The 19,171-nt window shown below is 37.5% G+C and carries 22 protein-coding genes; 1 reads left to right on the top strand and 21 read right to left on the bottom strand.

Going from position 1 to position 19,171, the window contains the following annotated elements; translation table 11 throughout:
- The 11 genes from A5819_RS10110 to A5819_RS10060 form a co-directional block, all read right to left on the bottom strand.
- Window positions 1-1,320 (bottom strand): sugar ABC transporter substrate-binding protein, encoded by a 1,320-nt coding sequence (locus A5819_RS10110; RefSeq protein ID WP_086278678.1) that lies wholly within the window; start codon window positions 1,318-1,320, stop codon window positions 1-3.
- A gap of 222 nt (window positions 1,321-1,542) precedes the next feature.
- Window positions 1,543-2,520 carry a LacI family DNA-binding transcriptional regulator gene (locus A5819_RS10105; protein ID WP_086278677.1) on the bottom strand — a complete coding sequence of 326 codons (978 nt, stop codon included), beginning with the start codon at window positions 2,518-2,520 and terminating at the stop codon, window positions 1,543-1,545.
- A gap of 168 nt (window positions 2,521-2,688) precedes the next feature.
- Window positions 2,689-3,405 (bottom strand): YebC/PmpR family DNA-binding transcriptional regulator, encoded by a 717-nt coding sequence (locus A5819_RS10100; RefSeq protein WP_086278676.1) that lies wholly within the window; start codon window positions 3,403-3,405, stop codon window positions 2,689-2,691.
- 95 nt (window positions 3,406-3,500) lie between these two features.
- Complete coding sequence (locus A5819_RS10095) at window positions 3,501-4,670, bottom strand: nucleotidyltransferase (protein ID WP_086278675.1); 1,170 nt, start codon at window positions 4,668-4,670, stop codon at window positions 3,501-3,503.
- 126 nt (window positions 4,671-4,796) lie between these two features.
- Window positions 4,797-5,534 (bottom strand): class I SAM-dependent methyltransferase, encoded by a 738-nt coding sequence (locus tag A5819_RS10090; protein WP_086278674.1) that lies wholly within the window; start codon window positions 5,532-5,534, stop codon window positions 4,797-4,799.
- 1 nt (window position 5,535) lies between these two features.
- On the bottom strand, window positions 5,536-5,874 hold the full coding sequence (rsfS, locus tag A5819_RS10085; RefSeq protein ID WP_034701966.1) for a ribosome silencing factor: 339 nt from the start codon (window positions 5,872-5,874) through the stop codon (window positions 5,536-5,538).
- A gap of 416 nt (window positions 5,875-6,290) precedes the next feature.
- Window positions 6,291-6,893: a bis(5'-nucleosyl)-tetraphosphatase (symmetrical) YqeK gene (gene yqeK, locus A5819_RS10080; protein ID WP_086278673.1), complete on the bottom strand. Its 603-nt coding sequence runs from the start codon at window positions 6,891-6,893 to the stop codon at window positions 6,291-6,293.
- Window positions 6,883-7,527, bottom strand: coding sequence for a nicotinate-nucleotide adenylyltransferase (locus tag A5819_RS10075; protein WP_086278672.1), 645 nt, complete (start codon window positions 7,525-7,527; stop codon window positions 6,883-6,885). Before A5819_RS10075 ends, yqeK begins: the two co-directional genes overlap by 11 nt.
- 18 nt (window positions 7,528-7,545) lie before the next feature.
- On the bottom strand, window positions 7,546-7,857 hold the full coding sequence (gene yhbY / locus A5819_RS10070) for a ribosome assembly RNA-binding protein YhbY (RefSeq protein ID WP_086278671.1): 312 nt from the start codon (window positions 7,855-7,857) through the stop codon (window positions 7,546-7,548).
- Window positions 7,858-7,888: 31 nt separating this feature from the next.
- Complete coding sequence (gene yqeH, locus A5819_RS10065; RefSeq protein ID WP_086278670.1) at window positions 7,889-9,004, bottom strand: ribosome biogenesis GTPase YqeH; 1,116 nt, start codon at window positions 9,002-9,004, stop codon at window positions 7,889-7,891.
- Window positions 9,001-9,528, bottom strand: coding sequence for a YqeG family HAD IIIA-type phosphatase (locus A5819_RS10060; RefSeq protein ID WP_086278669.1), 528 nt, complete (start codon window positions 9,526-9,528; stop codon window positions 9,001-9,003). The genes yqeH and A5819_RS10060 overlap by 4 nt, the downstream gene beginning before the upstream one ends.
- A 213-nt stretch (window positions 9,529-9,741) precedes the next feature.
- Here A5819_RS10060 and A5819_RS10055 point away from each other — a divergent pair, with 213 nt between their 5' ends.
- Entirely contained in the window at window positions 9,742-10,146 is a 405-nt protein-coding gene (locus A5819_RS10055) for a VOC family protein (RefSeq protein ID WP_086278668.1), read from the top strand.
- Window positions 10,147-10,622: 476 nt separating this feature from the next.
- Here A5819_RS10055 and A5819_RS10050 read toward each other — a convergent pair whose 3' ends face one another.
- The 10 genes from A5819_RS10050 to A5819_RS10005 all read right to left on the bottom strand — a co-directional run bounded on the left by A5819_RS10050 (window position 10,623) and on the right by A5819_RS10005 (window position 19,152).
- Window positions 10,623-11,408 (bottom strand): acetyl-CoA carboxylase carboxyl transferase subunit alpha, encoded by a 786-nt coding sequence (locus A5819_RS10050; RefSeq protein ID WP_086278667.1) that lies wholly within the window; start codon window positions 11,406-11,408, stop codon window positions 10,623-10,625.
- A gap of 2 nt (window positions 11,409-11,410) precedes the next feature.
- Window positions 11,411-12,277 carry an acetyl-CoA carboxylase, carboxyltransferase subunit beta gene (gene accD / locus A5819_RS10045; RefSeq protein WP_086278666.1) on the bottom strand — a complete coding sequence of 289 codons (867 nt, stop codon included), beginning with the start codon at window positions 12,275-12,277 and terminating at the stop codon, window positions 11,411-11,413.
- A gap of 14 nt (window positions 12,278-12,291) precedes the next feature.
- On the bottom strand, window positions 12,292-13,662 hold the full coding sequence (locus tag A5819_RS10040; protein ID WP_086278665.1) for an acetyl-CoA carboxylase biotin carboxylase subunit: 1,371 nt from the start codon (window positions 13,660-13,662) through the stop codon (window positions 12,292-12,294).
- A 7-nt stretch (window positions 13,663-13,669) separates the two neighbouring features.
- Window positions 13,670-14,089 carry a 3-hydroxyacyl-ACP dehydratase FabZ gene (gene fabZ / locus A5819_RS10035; protein ID WP_176271463.1) on the bottom strand — a complete coding sequence of 140 codons (420 nt, stop codon included), beginning with the start codon at window positions 14,087-14,089 and terminating at the stop codon, window positions 13,670-13,672.
- 9 nt (window positions 14,090-14,098) lie between these two features.
- A complete protein-coding gene (gene accB / locus A5819_RS10030) occupies window positions 14,099-14,593 on the bottom strand; it encodes an acetyl-CoA carboxylase biotin carboxyl carrier protein (RefSeq protein ID WP_086278663.1) in 495 nt (164 codons plus the stop codon).
- A 1-nt stretch (window position 14,594) separates the two neighbouring features.
- Window positions 14,595-15,830 (bottom strand): beta-ketoacyl-ACP synthase II, encoded by a 1,236-nt coding sequence (gene fabF / locus A5819_RS10025; RefSeq protein WP_086278662.1) that lies wholly within the window; start codon window positions 15,828-15,830, stop codon window positions 14,595-14,597.
- Window positions 15,831-15,856: 26 nt separating this feature from the next.
- Window positions 15,857-16,594: a 3-oxoacyl-[acyl-carrier-protein] reductase gene (gene fabG / locus A5819_RS10020; protein WP_086278661.1), complete on the bottom strand. Its 738-nt coding sequence runs from the start codon at window positions 16,592-16,594 to the stop codon at window positions 15,857-15,859.
- Between the two features lie 3 nt (window positions 16,595-16,597).
- On the bottom strand, window positions 16,598-17,527 hold the full coding sequence (gene fabD / locus A5819_RS10015) for an ACP S-malonyltransferase (protein ID WP_086278660.1): 930 nt from the start codon (window positions 17,525-17,527) through the stop codon (window positions 16,598-16,600).
- A gap of 259 nt (window positions 17,528-17,786) precedes the next feature.
- Window positions 17,787-18,743 (bottom strand): enoyl-[acyl-carrier-protein] reductase FabK, encoded by a 957-nt coding sequence (gene fabK, locus A5819_RS10010; protein WP_086278659.1) that lies wholly within the window; start codon window positions 18,741-18,743, stop codon window positions 17,787-17,789.
- A gap of 184 nt (window positions 18,744-18,927) precedes the next feature.
- Entirely contained in the window at window positions 18,928-19,152 is a 225-nt protein-coding gene (locus A5819_RS10005) for an acyl carrier protein (protein WP_010760445.1), read from the bottom strand.
- Window positions 19,153-19,171 lie beyond the last annotated feature (19 nt).

The following is a 19,171-nucleotide window of genomic DNA, read 5'->3' as shown; positions in this document are numbered from 1 at the left end:
TTACTTCAACATCCTGTCGATGACTTGCTGCATTTCTTCCGCATGCACATCTACTATTTTTTGTACATCAGGATTTTCTTTGTAATAACTCGCATCTTGAATTGATTGCTGAAATGCCCGAGAAACTTGTGGATAGGCTACTACAACGGGTCGCGCATGACCTGATTTTTGGTTTTGTTCCATTAGAAAACGCATTTCCTCAGACACATCGTTTTTGATCAATTCGATCGTTGACTTTCTAATAGGTAAAACGCTATTGCCTAAACTCATGATTTTACTTGACTCTGTATTGGTGACATATTTTATAAATGTAGCTGATGCTTCTTTTTCATTTGTTTTGGAAGACATTGCTACTTGCCAACTACCTGTTGGTGAAACTAATTTTTTCGTTTTATCTGATACAGGATAAGGTAATATGCCATATTCCAGATCTTTGTAATTTTCATTTAAATCAGCAATCGTCCATGAGCCACTTAGAAGCATTGGATATTTTCCTGTTTCAAACCCTTTTTCAATTGGAGTATTCGTTGTATATCCTTTTTTCACTAAATCTTGAATAAATTGAAGTGCTTCTGCACTTTTTGGATCATTAAAATAGCCTAATGCTTTTGTTCCAGCTTGATTTACAACGTCTCCTCCATTTGACCAGATAAACGGTGTGTAAGCATACGTCAGCATTTCGTCTTTAGACGCTAATTGAATATTGATTGCTGGTAACTTATATTCATCCACTAATTTTTGACAAACCACTTTAAACTCATTCCAAGTCCAAGGCTTATCCAATGTTGGTAATGCATCCTCCTTGATACCAGCCTTTTTAAATAATTGTTTATTGTAATAAATACCAACACTAGATTCAGAAAAACCAAAAGCGTAGAATTTCTTATTATAAGTTCCTTGTTGAATGATACTATCAAGTACATCCTCCATATTTGCATCCTCTAAATAATCATCTAATGGTTCAATTACATCAGCATTGGCATATGCTGCAGTATTTGGGCCATCAAGTGTGAGAACATCTGGCAAACTATTCGTTGTGATTGCAGCATTCACCTTATCTTCATAGCCACCACCACTACCGCTTCTTGGAATATATTCAGTAATCGCTTTATATTTACCTTGATATTCCTTATTAAAATTATCGACAATTTTCTGCCAAGCTTTCCCTTCAGGTGTTTCATCTGAGAATTGAACCCAAATTTTTATGTCCCCTTTATTGTTAATTTGCTTGTTTGATTTTTCGGAAACGTTTCCACATCCAGAAAAAATAAATAAAACGACGCTGACTACTGCTAGTATCTTATAAAAATCTTTCCTCATTCATCTAATCCTCCAAATCTGAAACGTTTCCATTTTAATCGAAAAGCAAATTTTGGAAACGTTTCATTAATTAATAAAAAAAGAATATCATTGAAACCGTTTTCTGTCAACTGGATTTTAACTAGTCATTCGACTTTTAATTCTGCGAAAAAAACAACAGTGTCTAGAATGAACAACAAAGTTCCATCCTAAACACCTAAAAATACTTATAAAAAAATTCGATTATCGCAGTTCAATCGTTGTATTATTCGAAACAAAATTCACAGGCAAAATAATTCTCTTTGGAACTTCTATTCCTTTTATTTTATTCAAAATAGCATCAACTGCTGTAGCTGCCATCAATGGAACAGATTGAGCGATTGTTGAAAGTGTATATTTTCTTTCATGAGCCATTCTCACCCCATCAAATCCTATTAACTGAAAATCTTGAGGAGCTGTTTTACCGATTGTTTTTAATGTTTCCAAAACAGTTAATCCCATAAAATCATTTACTGTAAAAATACCGTCAATCGTATCATTTTCCTTGATAAATCGTAAAATTTGATTGTGTAAATCCGTAATTGGTTCTGGCATATCCAGTATTTTAAACGGCACTTTTTTGTCTCTGCAATATGATAAAAAACCTTCCCGCCGATTAACGGTTTCATTTGGAAATGGCGAGAAACCACCTATGTAAGCTACCGTCTTACACCCTCGCATGACTAATTCTTTTGCGGCTAATGTTCCCCCGCCAAAATTGTCTGATGTCACGTAAGTCACGTCTTCTGAAAAATGTCGATCTATACTTACAAACGGCAAATTAGACGAAACATACTTATCGACGTCTGAATACGTAATTCCTATAATGCCATCAACCTTGTTTTGCTTAACCATTTGAATATATTCATACTCTTTCTCTGGATCACCATCTGCATTGCACAAATAAAGTTTGTACCCTTGTTTACTTAGTTCTTCTTCAATATAGTAGGCAAGCTCTGAGAAAAAAGGATGCCAAATTGTTGGAAGAATTAATGCTAACGTATTACTACGATTTGTTTTTAAAGCCCTGGCATATTCATCAGGTTCGTAAGATAATTCATCGATAGCAGCTTCAACTTTTTTTCTAGTTATTTCTTTTACTTTTACTCCATTTATGACTCTAGAAACAGTTCCAACTCCCACTCCAGCTAATGCGGCAACATCTTTCATCGTTGCTTTCATCCTATCCCTGCTTTCTTAATACTGATTAGAATTGTAACATATAATTTCAAAAATAGGGAAACGATTCCAAAAAATATGAGCGAATGTCTCGTTTATACAAAATAAGCTATAACCTTATAGCAATCTCAAAATCAGATTGCTATAAGGTTATAGCTCGAGATTCTCAAACTAATCTAAATCAACATTATGATACACCTTTTGAACATCATCAAGCTCTTCTAAAACATCAATCATATGTTCAAATTTTTCTAAGTCTTCTCCCGCTAATTCTACATCGTTTTGAGCAATCATTTCTAATTCAGCCACTGAAAATTCTTCAACGCCTTTTTCTCTTAATGCTTCTTGAACAGCATGTAGATCTTCTGGTTCTGTATAGACAATGATTTGACCATCTTCTTCAGTCACATCACGAACGTCAATATCTTTTTCCATCAAGTACTCAAGAATTTCATCTGCATCATCACCTGCAAAACCAATCACACCTGTATGATCGAACATATAAGCAACAGCTCCGCTGACACCCATATTTCCGCCGTTTTTCCCAAATGCTGCACGAACATCTGACGCTGTACGATTGACATTGTTGGTCAATGCATCAACGATAACCATTGAGCCATTTGGTCCAAATCCTTCATAACGTAATTCAGAATATTGTTCATCGCCAGATCCTTTTGCTTTTTCGATCGCTCGGTCAATGATATGTTTTGGTACATTATATGTTTTTGCGCGCTCGATAACAAACCGTAACTTTTGATTTGCTTGAGGGTCAGGATCACCCGATTTCGCTGCTACGTAAATTTCAATTCCGAATTTTGCATAAACTCGGCTGTTATTTGCGTCTTTGGCAGCTTTTTTCTCTTTAATATTTGCCCACTTACGACCCATATTCTCACTTCGCTTTCAATTAGTATTATATTTTTGATTATAGTGCCCTTATCATTATACTTGCCAAATGGACTTTTGTTAAGTGTTTTTTGCTTTTAAGTGACACCGATCGGAAAACGACCAAAGCTCTGCTCTAAAATACGATCGTTCCCTAACTGATATAGTTGATTACTGCGAATATCTAAAGCTAATTGAGTAGTCAAATTCTTAGAGATTTTAGTGATAAAAGGCAAACTTAGATTTTTTTTCTTTTCTTTTAAAAAACGTTGCCCTTGCTCTGTAAAACCTAGCACATGTATGTAACTATTTTGTCTGACACTCTCTATTTCACATTGTTTCACATTGACTAAAATATAGGTCGCCAATCGTTGCAAACGTGTCCATGTGTAGCGTTTGGTCTTAGCACGCTCCATAAACTGCTGAAAAGAATCAGACACTTTTGCGGTTTCTTGCAAACGATACTCGATGCCTTCTTTCATCTGATAAATCTCTCGGAGTTCTAGCAGAGAACTGCTAAGTATTTTATATTTTAATAATGGCCAATACTCTTCCCAGGAAACTGTCGGTGAACTATTTAAATCGATCGCCACTTGTGTTGGTAACACTCGCTTGATCTGATCTAATTCGTCTGAAAAAATAGCTTTTCTAATGGCTGTAGCACTCGCAAAATGTTGATATATTTTAGTATCGTGATAACCAGCTACCTCCCGTTTTAAAGGGTATAATGTCATTGGCTTCTCATACGTTGCATTCTCTTTGGCATAACTTAAACCTAAAATATGATTGGGAGACGAAAAATCGAATACATCATTTGGATAAAATTTGCGAAAAACCTCTGTCATTTGCTGTGGATAACTCATGCCATTATTTTTGATTTCTTGGTAGGCTTGATTGATTTCCCTTTGATGACTGTGTACAAAATTTCCAAAGAGCTCATAATCCAGCTCTGATTGATTATCCGTACCAAAGCACAAAGCATCACACTGCAAGGCTTGCAATAGCTTTACTCCACCTGCTGCAAAATAATCAGCTGACTGTACAGCATATGCGAATGGTAATTCAATCACTAAATCCACGCCATGATTGAGCGCTTCTTTGGCACGTGTCCATTTATCAATAATTGCCGGTTCGCCTCGCTGTAGAAAATTCCCACTCATCACAGCAATCACAATATCTGCATCACTCAGTTTCCGGGCCATGTCAGCATGATACTGATGTCCATTATGGAAAGGATTATATTCAACAATAATGCCACAACTTCTCATCTTTTTGCTCCTTCTTCCGGCTCTTTTCTAATAGAATTCTATCATAACATGTTTAGTTTATTACGAAAACAAAAGAAAAATGAGCGGCAGCAACTTTTAAAAGTTTTGTACCACTCATCTATTGGATTATTTTTTACAAACGAAAAACCAGCGTCTGCTTTCTTCAGTCGGAGCAACATCCGCGAAATCAGCATAAACCTCAACATTCATAAAACCAGCACTTTCCAGCATCATTAAATAATTTTCCATTGTATAGGTTCTTTCTTGATGCAGTTCATCCTGCCGAATAAACAGTTCATCATTCCCATGCTCTTTTACAAAGAACGTTAGAAAATGTTCGATACTATGTTCTTTTTCACCAGGATAACTATCCCATAAAAAGGCAAATTCTTCTGTTTGATAATGATAACTGTACTCTGGAAAGACTTTATCAACTTGATAAATCGAATGAACATCAAAAATAAAGACACCATCATCTTCTAAAGCTTGATATACATCATCAAATACTTGTTGGACTTCTTGACGGTTTGCCATATAACATAATGAATCAGAAAAACAAGTGATTGCATGATATTGGCCCATTTCAGATAAATCCATCATATTTCCTTGGACAAACTGAACATGAACGTCTTCTTCTGCAGCTCGTTTACTAGCCATCATCAGCATTTCTTCGGATAAATCCAAAGCCGTGACTGTAAAACCTGCTTTGGCAAAATTTACAGCTAATGCGCCAGTCCCACAGGCCATTTCTAAAACATCCATTTTTCCATCTGGTAAATGACGTTTTGAAAATTCCAGCCATTCATTATAGAGGCTATCATCCATTACCTCGTCATAAACAAAAGCAAATGTTTCATAAGCCATATTATTCGACCCAAGCGTGAAGGTCGACCATTGGTGCGTCTGACCAAAGTTTTTCTAAGTTATAAAACCCGCGTTCTGCTGATTGGAAGACATGAACGATAATATCGCCTAAATCAATCAAGACCCATTTACCGCCATCTTTTCCTTCAATTCGTTTTACTTCAACCTGTGCTTCTTCTTCTTTTTCAATAATTTCTTCCACGATGGCATTGATTTGACGTTCACTTGTTGCTTGGCAAATCATAAAGTAATCTGCTAAAAGTGAAATCTCATGTACATCTAACGCGACAATTTCCTCTGCTCTTTTTGAATCAGCTGCTTTTACAGCGATTTCTAAAATCTGTTGACTATCTATGATGGTTTCCTCCTAATTTTAAAGCGGAACAAATCGGTTAATCCTGTAGAAATTAGGAGATTGGCATTGAAACGTTCTTTGTTTCACTGACAATTTGTCTATTTTCCTAAGGATTGATTTGTGCAGCTAAATAATGTAAAAGCGGAGCGGGCTCGTTTAGCTCTGACAGAAAAATAGGAAAAATTGACTGTGACGTTTTTTGTCACATTCAATTTTTATCTTTTTTCCGAAGGGCTAGCCCGCGCAGCTAGATAATGCATGGTAACAACGTTCCGCTTTGCTGAACGAGTTCAATCAGCTTTTCCTTGATCCAGCTTTACAATGCAGCTCTTGAGGAAATTAGATAATCTTCACATGGAATAAAAACCATTCCACGTTTAGATTCCTAAATTTCTAAAGAGCTAAACGCTTTGCTCAGCTTTTCCTACTACCCAATAATTATATGTTTCAATCGTCTTTGGATAGATTTTTTGTTCTTGTTCGATAAGGTGAAGTAATGTATGTTTTGTTTCATATGCAACAGCTTCATCCAAGTCAACTAAAGCCAATTCACGTGCTTCTTTCACACCGGGAAAGTTACGACCTGGTTCGATATAATCTGCTACATATATAATTTTATCTAACAAACTCATTTTAGCAGCACCAGTGGTATGTAAGCGAATTGCTTCTAAAATTTCTTCATCCTTGATGCCTAGTTCTCTTTGGACCATACTTGCACCAACGAGTCCGTGCCAAATGGCATTGCCATAATTTAACAGCTCCTGATCATAACCATCTCGCTGAATAATCATTTCAAATTCTTCATTCGGACGTTCTTTAGCGTAGTCGTGCGTTAAGGCCGCAATACTTGCTTTTTCTTCTGAGGCACCATACTTAGCCGCTAAAGCTACAGCAGTCTCTTCTACACCTAAAACATGTTGAAAACGGCGTTCACTCATATGCATCTGAACTTCTTGCATCAATTCTTCTCGTTTGAACGATGTGTATTTACCGCTAAAATCCATCTACATACAGCTCCTTTTCTTCTATATAGTGTATCACACTATCAGGTAGTAAGTAGCGTATAGAACAACCATTTTTGATTTTTTCCCGAATAAGAGTTGAACTAATATCCATTTGAGGTACATCCACCCACATAATTGGATAAGGTGTGATCGTTCCGTAATGAGGACGGCGGATACCGACAAAATTAGTTAATGTCAATAACTCATCGATCTTGTACCACTTTGGTAAATATTCTACCATGTCCCCACCAATGATAAAATAGTAATCTGTATCTGGATTGTTTTGTGTTAAAGCTTTCATCGTGTCGTATGTGTAACTTTTTCCTTTACGGAACAACTCGATCGGCTCAACTGCTAAATTATGATTATCCGCAATTGCAAGCTCGAGCATTGCTAATCGGTGTTGACTATCGATCGTCTTTTTTTCATCTACATGAGGTGGTAAATAAGTAGGCATCAAATAGACTTTATCAAGCCCAAGTTGTTGCTGTACTTGGTCGGCCATCACTAAATGAGCCAAATGAACTGGATTAAAATTTCCACCTAATATTCCTACCTGTTTACGCTTTTGAAAAAGCTCTGCTTCTTCCACAATTACTTCTGCTTTTAATACTGCATTCGTATTTGTCCCCATTTTTCTTACCTCCAAGTTTTAAATTGCTTTAACTTCTTTAGAGATCTTTTGATATTTTTCGTTAGATGATGGTTTGAATAATACTAGTACACGACCAATGATTTGAACGATATCACAATGAATATCCGCTTTTAATGCCACTGCCACATCTTCAGCGATCTCATCAGTATTTTGTAGTAAAGTGACTTTGATCAATTCACGTTTTTCTAACGCTTCATTGATTTGTACCACCATCGCAGAGTTTAAGCCGCCTTTACCAATTTGAAAAATCGGTTGTAAATGGTGAGCTTGGCTGCGTAAAAAACGCTTTTGTTTTCCTCTTAAATCCACTAATTTTCCTTCTCTCTATTCTCGCTTATGATTAAATCAAGGCTTTTCTTCTTAAAACGTCGACGCCTTTTGGTGCCCAACCAGCAACCACACATGGTTCTGTGACCGTAATCCAGCCTAGTCCGGCAAAAACAATATCTGTTTTTTCTTTGATAGAAAATTCAAACCGAACCAACTCGGGAAATTCTGCCACTTCATCAGGGCGTGGCGGTCGTAACAAACCGCCAACATGTTTCTCATAAAAAGCATCAGCTGTCACTAATTTAGTTCGGTGAATTGCTAAATCATTTGATACGTAGGCAATAAATGAACTACGCTCTCCTTGAATAAAATCAAACCGAGCCAACCCACCTAAAAATAATGTTTGCTCAGGATTTAGTTGGTACACCTTAGGTTTGATCTCTTTTTGCGGTGCAATGATTTTTAAGTCTTTTTTGCCAAGATAATGCGCCATTTGATGGCGATGAATGATTCCAGGTGTATCGATCAAGAAATGCCCATCATCTAATGGAATCTCAATTTTATCCAATGTCGTTCCCGGAAATTGCGATGTTGTAATGACATCTTGTACTCCAGCTGTCTGTTTGATGATTTGATTGATCAGCGTTGATTTACCAACATTCGTTACCCCGACCACATAAACATCTTTACCATCACGATATTTTTCGATCGTCTTAAGTAAGTGCTCCATTTCCTGCGGTTTTTTAGCGCTTGTCAATAATACATCAACTGGGCGTAAGCCTTCTTCATGAGCACGTTCTCTCATCCATTGAATCATCTTAGGTTTCTTTAATGATTTAGGTAAAATATCGACTTTATTTCCTACCATCAAAACAGGATTATCGCCAATAAAACGATGTAGTCCTGGAATCAACGATCCGTTAAAATCAAAAATATCCACTACATTGACAATCAATGCATCCTCTTTTCCTAATTTATTTAGCAAACGTAAAAAATCATCGTCTGTTAATTGAACATCTTGAATATCATTGTAATGTCTTAAACGAAAACAACGTTGGCAATAAACTTCCCCTGTTTCCATCCCTTTTTCAAATGCAGCTTTTGGCGTATAGCCTAATTCATTCGGGTGTTCCGTTTGAATGACTGCACCACAGCCGATACAGTGAATTGCTTCCATATCACTCATTCTAGTCCGCCTTTCCATATCATATCTGGATGTTTCTTCGCTAAATGTTTCATGATTTTCCGTTCAAAAAATCGATTAATTTTCGTATTCCAACCATCCGTATCAACAATCGGACGAACTAAAATATTTCTGATCCCAGCAGCATTTGCACCACGAATATCAGTCATGATTTGATCACCGACCATTACTAATTCTTCTGGCTTTAAATTTAGTTTCTTTTCAGCTTCTCTGAAACCTCTAGTTGACGGTTTTAACGCTCTAGATACATATTCTAAATCAAATTTTTCAACTGCTCGTTTAATACGGCTAGATTTATTATTTGATACAACGATAACTGGAATTCCAGCATTTTTCATTTCGAGGATCCATGATAGTAGTTCTTCAGTCCCGTCTGGATTATCCCACGCAATCAAGGTATTGTCTAAATCAGTCAATACTGCCTTGATCCCTAAATTTTTTAATTGGCTCGGTGTGATTTTATAAATCGCATCTACCATCCAAGTTGGTTTAAATTTTGAAAACATAGTAACTCCTCTCATCTCCACCATAAACTATTTCATAGTGAAAGGAGTACTAAGCTAGCACTCCTCCAATTTGTATTATACTGCATTTTTGCGAAAAATTCTATAAATGCTCACCATAAGTTTTCATAAGATTCGATGACAATCGTATGACAGTTCAAACATTGATTTGTTACTTTCTTGATTTCTATGATAAGCTTTTTGTAAATAAATGAAATGAGGAAAAAAAAGGCCGTTACAATCAAAAAAGCATCAATCAATCTTTTTGTCCCTGATACAGAAGCAGCAATGACACTTTATGAAAAAATATTCGGTGCAAAGAATATTGAATTGGTGCTTGCGGAAGAAGGGAACTCTGCTCGCTTCAGCATTGGTGAAAGTTTGTTTGCTTTAGCCGATGAACAACCAGAAAACGGTGGGAAATCACCTTTGGCATTGCATGGGGTACCACTTTGTATCCAGTTGATTTGTGATAATGTTGAAGAGCTTGTTGAAAAAACATTGGCTGCTGGCTGTACTTTAGACATGCCAATCACTATTGTGCCAAATAAATTTAAAGTGGCAAATATTAAAGATCCATTTGGTTTTATCTGGTCGATTTCAGAAGTCTATACTCATTGAGAACTGCACAAAAAAGGGTGTGGGACAAAAGTAAAAAACACTTTTGTCTCACACCCTAAATACAGATAAACGGCGGGAGCAAACGGTCCTCCATGCTTCGAGGATCGGAGTGAAACGAGAACCGTAGATGCAGAAGCAATCCCTACACTACACTTCGTTTCGATCTCATTAACTTCTACGCATGGAACATGCTAGAGTTAAAGGACTACACTTCGCTTCGATCACATCAAATTCTAAGTGCTAAAGCACTAAGATTTGAAGGCTTCGGAAATAAGCCGAAATTGCTGTAAAACACAACGAGGAACGAGTTGATGTTGCACAATACCTACCTGGTCACAAAAATTTGGAGAGCACCAAGTAGGTACCAATCATCATCAGTTCGTAAACTCACTGTGATTCTTGGCAATTTTCATGAATTCCTTCTTATTTCTCCGGATTAAACGCTTCTGTCCCAGCCTCTTTTTTATATCTTCAAATCAATATTTACGAAAACGCTGATAGCGATTTTCCAACAGCACATCCGTTTCTAATTGAGAAAGTTCAGTAAACTTACTAATAAGTGCTTTTTGAATCATTCGATTGATTTTGGGTTGTTCTAATACTTCACCGTTCATTTCTTCTGGGATCACTCGATCAATGATCGTTAATTCTTTTAATTCTGTGGCTGTGATCTTCATTAACTCAGCTGCTTCTTTAGCTCGACTTCCATCTTTCCAAAGAATTGAAGCAAATCCTTCTGGAGAGAGCACTGCGTAGATTGTGTGTTCTAACATCCAAACTTCATCAGCCACCGCGAGTGCTAATGCACCGCCACTGCCACCTTCACCAATAATAATTGCAATGATCGGCACACTTAAATCAGACATTTCTATTAGATTTCTAGCAATTGCCTCACCTTCACCACGCTCTTCTGCTTCAATCCCACAATAAGCGCCTGCTGTATTGATAAACGTAACCACTGGTCGGCCGAATTTTTCAGCTTGTTTCATTAAACGTAAGGCTTTACGATATCCCTCAGGATGGGGTGCGCCAAAATTCCGTTCAATATTTTCCGGTAAATTGCGACCTTTTTGAATTCCAACAACCGTCACCGGCTTGTCTTCTAACGTTGCAACACCACCGACAACAGCCAAGTCATCGCCAAAGTAACGATCACCATGGAATTCTATGAAATCATCAAAGACTGCCGCAATATATTCTAATGACGTATAGCGATCTTGCGCTCTAGCTAGGGTGACAATATCATTGGCTGTTTTTTCCATCGCTATTTCCACCCTTTCATCGTATGAATTTTTATTAGTTTGCTAAGTGTTTCCTGCAATTGATTTCTAGGAACAATCTTATCAACAAATCCATGATCTAATAAAAACTCGGCTTTTTGAAAATCATCTGGTAATTCTTGACGAATGGTTTGTTCGATCACGCGTCGTCCAGCAAAACCAATCAAACTTTGCGGTTCAGCTAAAATAACATCACCATCCATAGCAAAACTAGCCGTAACACCACCGGTTGTTGGATCAGTCAGTACTGTGATATAAAATAAGCCCAAATTGCTATGACGTTTTAGCGCACCTGAGATTTTTGCCATCTGCATCAGAGAAAAAATCCCCTCTTGCATTCTTGCTCCACCTGATGCGGTAAAAATAATTACAGGTAAGCGTTGTTCAGTTGCACGTTCAAACAAACGGGTAATTTTTTCGCCTACGACTGTCCCCATACTACCCATGATAAAATTAGCATCCATTACCCCGATCCCGATTTCTTGACCATCGATTTTAGCTTTACCAGTTAAAACAGCTTCATGAAGTTCTGTTTTTTCCTGCATTATCGCGATTTTATCTAAATAACCTGGAAAGGTCAACGGATCTTTTGTAATTAAGTCTGTGTCCCATTCTTCAAAACTTTTTTCGTCGACTATCAAAGCAAGTCGTTCCCACGCACCGATTCTAAAACTATAACCACAATAAGGACAGACTTTTTCTGCCCCCATATCTTTTGTATAGAGCGTACGTTTGCAACAAGGACATTTAGCCCACATATTATCTGGAACTGTAGGTTTGTTTACAGCAGATTGGTCGCCCGCGCGATTCGGATTGATTCGAATGTAGTTTTTCTTTTTAAATAAAGCCATACACCTGCTCCTTTTTAATTATCGCTTTCTGGTTCCCAATTTGGTAAAAATGTTTCTTGTAAAAAGCTTGTATCGTAATCACCAGCTAGTACGTTTTTATGAGTGATCAAATCTAACTGAAATTCTGCATTTGTGATAATTCCATCTGTCACAATCTCATGTAACGCCCGTTGCATCTTCATCAAAGCATCCATGCGATCTTCCCCATGAACGATCACCTTAGCGATCATTGAATCATAAAAAGGCGGAATCGTATAGCCAGAATACATGGCACTGTCTACTCTTAAGCCCATACCTCCACTTGGAAGTAGCAAGTTTTTGATTTTCCCTGGAGAAGGAGCAAAGTTAAATGCTGGATTTTCCGCATTGATTCGACATTCAATCGCATGCCCCGTAATCGTAATATCTTCTTGGGTATAAGGTAACTCTTCCCCAGAAGCAATTTTTAATTGGGCTTTAACAAGATCGATCCCTGTAACCATTTCTGTCACAGGATGCTCAACTTGAATTCGAGTATTCATTTCCATAAAATAAAATTCACCAGATTTATCCATCAAAAATTCGATTGTTCCAGCATTCTCATATTGAACAGCTTTGGCTGCTCGAACAGCTGTTTCACCTAATAATTGACGTTTTTCAGGTGAAATTGCAATTGATGGTGATTCTTCTAACACTTTTTGATTATTTCTTTGTAAAGAACAATCACGTTCGCCCAAATGAATCACATGACCATATTGATCGCCTAAAATCTGCACTTCAATATGTCGTGCTGGGTAAATAATTTTTTCCAGATACATATCGTCATTACCAAAAGCAGCTTTAGCTTCTTGTTGTGCTGAGGTAAAATGCTGTGGTAATTCTTCTTTGCTCAACACTTTACGGATCCCTTTACCGCCGCCGCCAGCGGCAGCCTTTAGCATAACGGGATAACCGATGTCCGCTGCAATCGTCAAAGCTTCTTCAACCGAATTGATTACACCCGTGCTTCCAGGAATAACTGGCACATTCGCTTTTTGCATCAATTCTCGGGCATTGATTTTATTTCCCATCGCATCGATCGTTGCAGCTTTTGGGCCAATAAAAGTAATATTACACTCTTCGCACATTGCTGCGAACTGACTATTTTCTGATAAAAATCCAAAACCTGGATGAATTGCTTCAGCATTTGTTACAATCGCCGCGCTTAATACGCTTTGAACATTTAAATAAGAATCAGCAGCTTTCGCTGGTCCAATACAGATTGCTTCATCTGCAAGCTGTGTGTGCAGTGCTTCTTTATCTGCTTCGGAATAAACTGCTACAGTTTGCACTCCTAATTCACGACATGCTCGAATGATTCGAACAGCAATTTCTCCTCTATTTGCAATTAAAACTTTTGAAAACATAGCTCACCTATCCAATCATAAAGGTCAATTCTGCTTCCGCTACTTTTTTCCCATTCACAGTTGCAGTTCCTTTGCCGATGCCGGCTATTGATTTTACTTTCATAATTTCTACTTCTAACATCAAAGTATCACCTGGAACAACTTTTTGTCTAAATTTGGCTTTATCGATCCCACCAAAGTAGGCTGTCTTGCCTTTAAAATCCGGCATCGCTAATAATGCTACAGCACCTGCTTGGGCTAGTGCTTCCAAAATCAAAACGCCTGGCATCACAGGTTCTCCCGGAAAGTGACCTTGAAAAAAAGGTTCATTAATTGTAACATTTTTCTTTGCAATAACTTTTTCTCCAACAACGATTTCTTCAACTGTATCCAACAATAAGAAAGGATAACGATGTGGAATGACTTCTTTGATTTCTTGAATAGTCATTTTCATAGCTTACACTCCTTTTGATACACGGAACAATGGTTGATTAAATTCAACAACATCTTCATTTTGTATCAATACTTCAGTAATTACACCATCGACCGATGCAGTGATTTCATTCATAAGTTTCATTGCCTCAACGATACAAACAACATCACCTTTTTTCACCGAGTCACCAACTTGCTTGAAATTTTCCTTATCTGGTGCAGGTTTTAAATAGACAACGCCAACGATTGGAGAAATGATTTCTTCTGTGTTTTCTGGTTTCGTTTCTGATGTTATTGTTTCAATTATTGGTTCTTTTACTTCGACAGTTTGGCTAGTAACTTCTACTGTCCCTTGACTGGTTACATTGTTATCCGCAACTTGTTTTACTTCACCAGGTGTTTTTTGTGTTACTTTATTTTTATTCATATAAAGGCCAAAAGAACCTTCTTTAAGATCAAATTCTGTTAGTGTCGATTGGTCAAACTGTGTTAATAATTCTTTGACTTCATTGATATTCATCTTAATCCTCCCAACGTTTTAAACAAAGTACTGCATTATGACCACCAAAGCCAAAAGAATTTGTCAATGCGTAGTCAAAGTCATGTTTTTGACTTTCATTTGTCACAATATTTATTTCGATAGCTTCATCAAGGTTCTCTATATTGATCGTTGGTGGAATAAATTGATGTTGTAATGCATTCAATGTTGCGATAGCTTCGATTCCCCCAGTTGCTCCCAATGCATGTCCAGTCATACTTTTCGTACTGCTGACACGAACATTTTTAGCAGCTTCACCCAATGCAGTTTGGATTGCTTTGGTTTCTGCCACATCATTTGAAGGCGTACTAGTTCCGTGAGCATTAATATAACCTACTTTAGCTGGCTCAATCGCTGCTTCGTCGATTGCCAATTTCATGGCTTTAGCCGCGCCACTACCATCCGGTCTTGGTGAAGTCATATGATACGCATCACAGTTTGTACCATAACCAATGATTTCACCTAAAATTTTAGCCCCTCTATTTTGTGCATGTTCTAAAGATTCAAGAACTAAAATCCCAGCGCCTTCACCCATTACAAACCCACTACGATCTTTATCAAAAGGAATCGATCCTCTATTTGGATTTTCTTCAGATGTCACAGCTGTTAAAGACGCAAATCCAGCGATCCCAATTTCAGTTATCGATGCTTCTGTTCCCCCAGCTAACAAAACATCTGAATAGCCATGTTTGATATTTCTAAACGCTTCACCAATCGAATTATTCGCCGTAGCACATGCAGTGACCGTCGCTGTACAAATCCCTCTAGCTCCTACACGTAAAGCTATATTACCAGCTGCCATGTTCCCGATTGCCATCGGTATAAATAAAGGAGCGACTCTTTTAGGACCTTTTTCACGCATTCGGATCACTTGGTCTTGAATCGTTTGAAGTCCTCCAATTCCAGACCCCACCATAACACCAAAACGATCCACATCGATTTGATCAGTATCTAGCTTACTCATCTCCAACGCTTCTAACGCTGCATAGATACCAAAAAGAGAAAATAAATCCATTCTTTTGGCATCTTTTTTAGCAAAATATTTATCGAATGGAAAATCTTTCACTTCAGCTGCTAACGTAATACCTGTTTCATCGGCATCGAATTTTGTAATCGGTCCAATTCCGTTTTTTCCTGTTTGTAAACTTTCTAAAAAGGTTTCAGCGTCATTCCCAATTGGAGATGCTACACCATAACCTGTGATCACTACGCGATTCATTCAATCGCTCCTTTCAAACTTATTCATTAGCCATTCATGACTAAACCACCGTCTACATTTAAAACTTGTCCTGTTATATAAGGACTTTTCGCTAAAAAGATAGCTGCATTTGCAACATCTTCTACGTGTCCAAATGATTGCAATGGAATTTGTTGACTCATCTGTTCTTTTACTTTATCGGATAAAACTTCTGTCATTTCAGTTTCAATAAAGCCTGGTGCAATAGCATTACAGGTAATACCGCGTGCCGCAACTTCTCTTGCCACCGACTTAGTTAAGCCAATCACTCCTGCTTTACTTGCAGCATAATTGGCTTGACCAATATTCCCCATCAGCCCTACAACACTCGACATATTGATGATACTTCCACTACGTTGTTTCATCATTTTCTTGACCGTATGTTGTGTCATATTAAAAGTTCCCGTTAAATTGATTTGAATGCAACGTGTAAAATCTTCTTCTGACATTCTCAATAGTAATTTATCATTAGTGATTCCTGCATTATTAATTAAAACATCGATTGATCCTAACCCATCAACGACTGTTTGGATCATCGCTCCTGCTGCTTCAAAATCTGCAATATCACCAGAAACACCGATGCATTTAACTCCTAAAGACTCTACCTCTGCAATAAGCTCCGCACTGATTTCGCTACGCCCATTCAAGACAATATTAGCTCCTTCTTGTGCAAAGGCAAGAGCAACAGCTTTTCCGATTCCACGTGTACTTCCAGTTACAAAAATATTTTTCCCTCTTAAATCCATTCGTTACCTCCTGTCCAACAAAGCTTGAGCATCAGATAACGTTTTTTCATCTTCAACACGAGCCGTTTGGATTTCTTTATCGATCTTCTTAATAAAACCAGTCAACGTTTTTCCTGGTCCCACTTCTATAATGACATCAACATTCATTTTTTTAATCGTTTCAATACTGTCAGCAAAACGAACAGCAGACATAATTTGTTTTTCTAATAATCCTTTGATCTCTGCTTGCTCCATTATTTGTGCTGTAGTATTACTAATTACAGGAATCGTCATTTCTGCAAAATTTATTTTTTCTAATTCCTTAGCTAATTGTTCTGATGCTGATTTCAGCAAGGCAGTGTGAAAAGGACCACTGACTTTTAATGGAACCATGCGTTTAACACCAGCTTCTGTCAATAACTCCACTGCTTTATCAACGGCAGGTATTTCTCCACCGATCACGATTTGTTGTGGTGTATTATAGTTAGCTGGTGATACAATGCCAAGATCACTAGCTTTTTGACAACACTCTTCGATCAATGAACGATCCGCATTCATCACTGCAACCATTTTCCCTGTTCCAGAGGGTGCTGCTTCTGCCATATATTTTCCTCTCTTGGCAACTAATTGAACGGCTTCTTTAAATGAGATCGCGCCACTGGCAACGAGTGCGCTATATTCACCAAGACTAAGTCCAGCTACTACATCTGGCTGATATCCTCTCGCTTGTAACAGGCGATAAAAAGCAATACTTACTGTTAGAATTGCTGGTTGTGTATACATAGTTTCATTTAATCGATCATTTTCAGAAAAGCAAAGCTCTGCCATATCGTAACCTAAAGCTTCACTTGCTTCTTTAAATGTTTCTTGAACAATTTCTTCTTGATCAAATAATTCCTGGCCCATTCCAATATATTGAGCCCCTTGTCCACTAAATACAAAAGCTGTTTTCATTACTTTACTCCTTTACATTAAAAGCGTAGCAGGCTCGTTTAGCCTTGAATGAAAAATAGGGAAACATGATTGAGGTGCTTTTTACCTCATTCAAGTTTTATCTTTTTTCCGAAAGGCTAGCCTGCGAAGCTAGATACATTAAAAGCTGAATGGGCTCACTCAGCTCTGACTTAAAATAGGAAAAATTAACTGTGATGTTCTTTGTCACAATTAATTTTTATCTTTTTTGTCAATACTAATAATCCACAAATAGATCCAGTTAGATCCATTGGCCACATCTTGCCGCCATCACTTCTTTTGTTTCAATAATATATGATTCAATAATTTCTTTTGCTGTTTCTTCTTTTTTTATAAGTCCTGCAATTTGACCAGCCATGATTGATCCGTGATGTATATCCCCTTCAACAACAGCTTTACGTAAGGCACCTTGACCTAATTTATCAAATTTTACAAGATCAGGTTCATCTTTTCTTAATTCTATCTTTTCTAAACGATCGTATTCATTAGTCAATTTATTTTTGATTGTCCGCACTGGGTGTCCAAAATGCTGACATGTTACAGTCGTATCGACATCTCTCGCTTTGATGATTCTAGCCTTATAATTTTCGTGTACAGTACATTCTTTTGCAACTAGAAAACGTGTGCCAACTTGGACTGCGTCTGCACCTAACATCAATGCCGCAGCCATACCTCGTCCGTCCCCAATGCCTCCTGCCGCTATCACTGGAATGGTCAGTGCATCTACAACTTGTGGTACCAGACTCATCGTTGTCAATTTACCAATATGTCCTCCAGCTTCCATTCCTTCAACAACCACTGCATCTGCGCCTATTTTTTCCATACGAGCACCAAGCGCAACCGAAGGAATTACTGGAATTACTTTAATATTATGTTCTTTAAAACGAGCCATATACTTGCTTGGATTACCTGCTCCTGTTGTAACGACTGGCACCCGTTCTTCACAAACTAAATCTACAATATCTTGTGCAAATGGTGAAAGCAGCATAATATTGACCGCAAAAGGCTTATTTGTTATTTCTTTGATTTTTTTGATTTCAGCTTGAACAACTTCTTTTGGTGCGTTACCACCTGCAATAATTCCAAGCCCACCAGCCTCAGAAACGGCTCCAGCTAGAGAAGCATCTGCAATCCAAGCCATTCCTCCTTGGAAAATTGGGTATTGGATTCCAATTAGCTCACATATCTTTGACTGCATATATTACATCCTTTAAATTATAGAATAATTAATCAAAAAAGAGCTGGAACAAAACCCTATAAGTTTAGTACCAGCCTTTTGAATTCCAACGAGCGGTGTGAATAATGCAAGGTCTTTAGCAATTGTTGAGAATCGCACCGAGCCTTGCTCATCCAACTTCTATTTTACCTAATCGCCTTAAATGTTATGCTTTTTGTTTTTCTACGTATGTTACTAAATCTTGAACAGTAGTAATACCATCTTCTGATTCGATCTTTATATCAAAAGCATCTTCGATTTCATTGATGATTTGGAATAAATCTAAGCTGTCTGCATCTAATTCTTCTTGAATGTTTGTTGTTAATTTTACTTCCTCAGGTTCTTTACCTAATTCTTCTACAATAATTGCTTGAATTTTTTCGAATACCATGTGTATATTCCTCCAATAA

Origin of the sequence: Enterococcus sp. 7E2_DIV0204 (genome assembly GCF_002140855.1) — a bacterium.
GTDB lineage: Bacteria > Bacillota > Bacilli > Lactobacillales > Enterococcaceae > Enterococcus_L > Enterococcus_L lemimoniae.
This window is presented reverse-complemented; position numbering and strand designations above follow the sequence as displayed.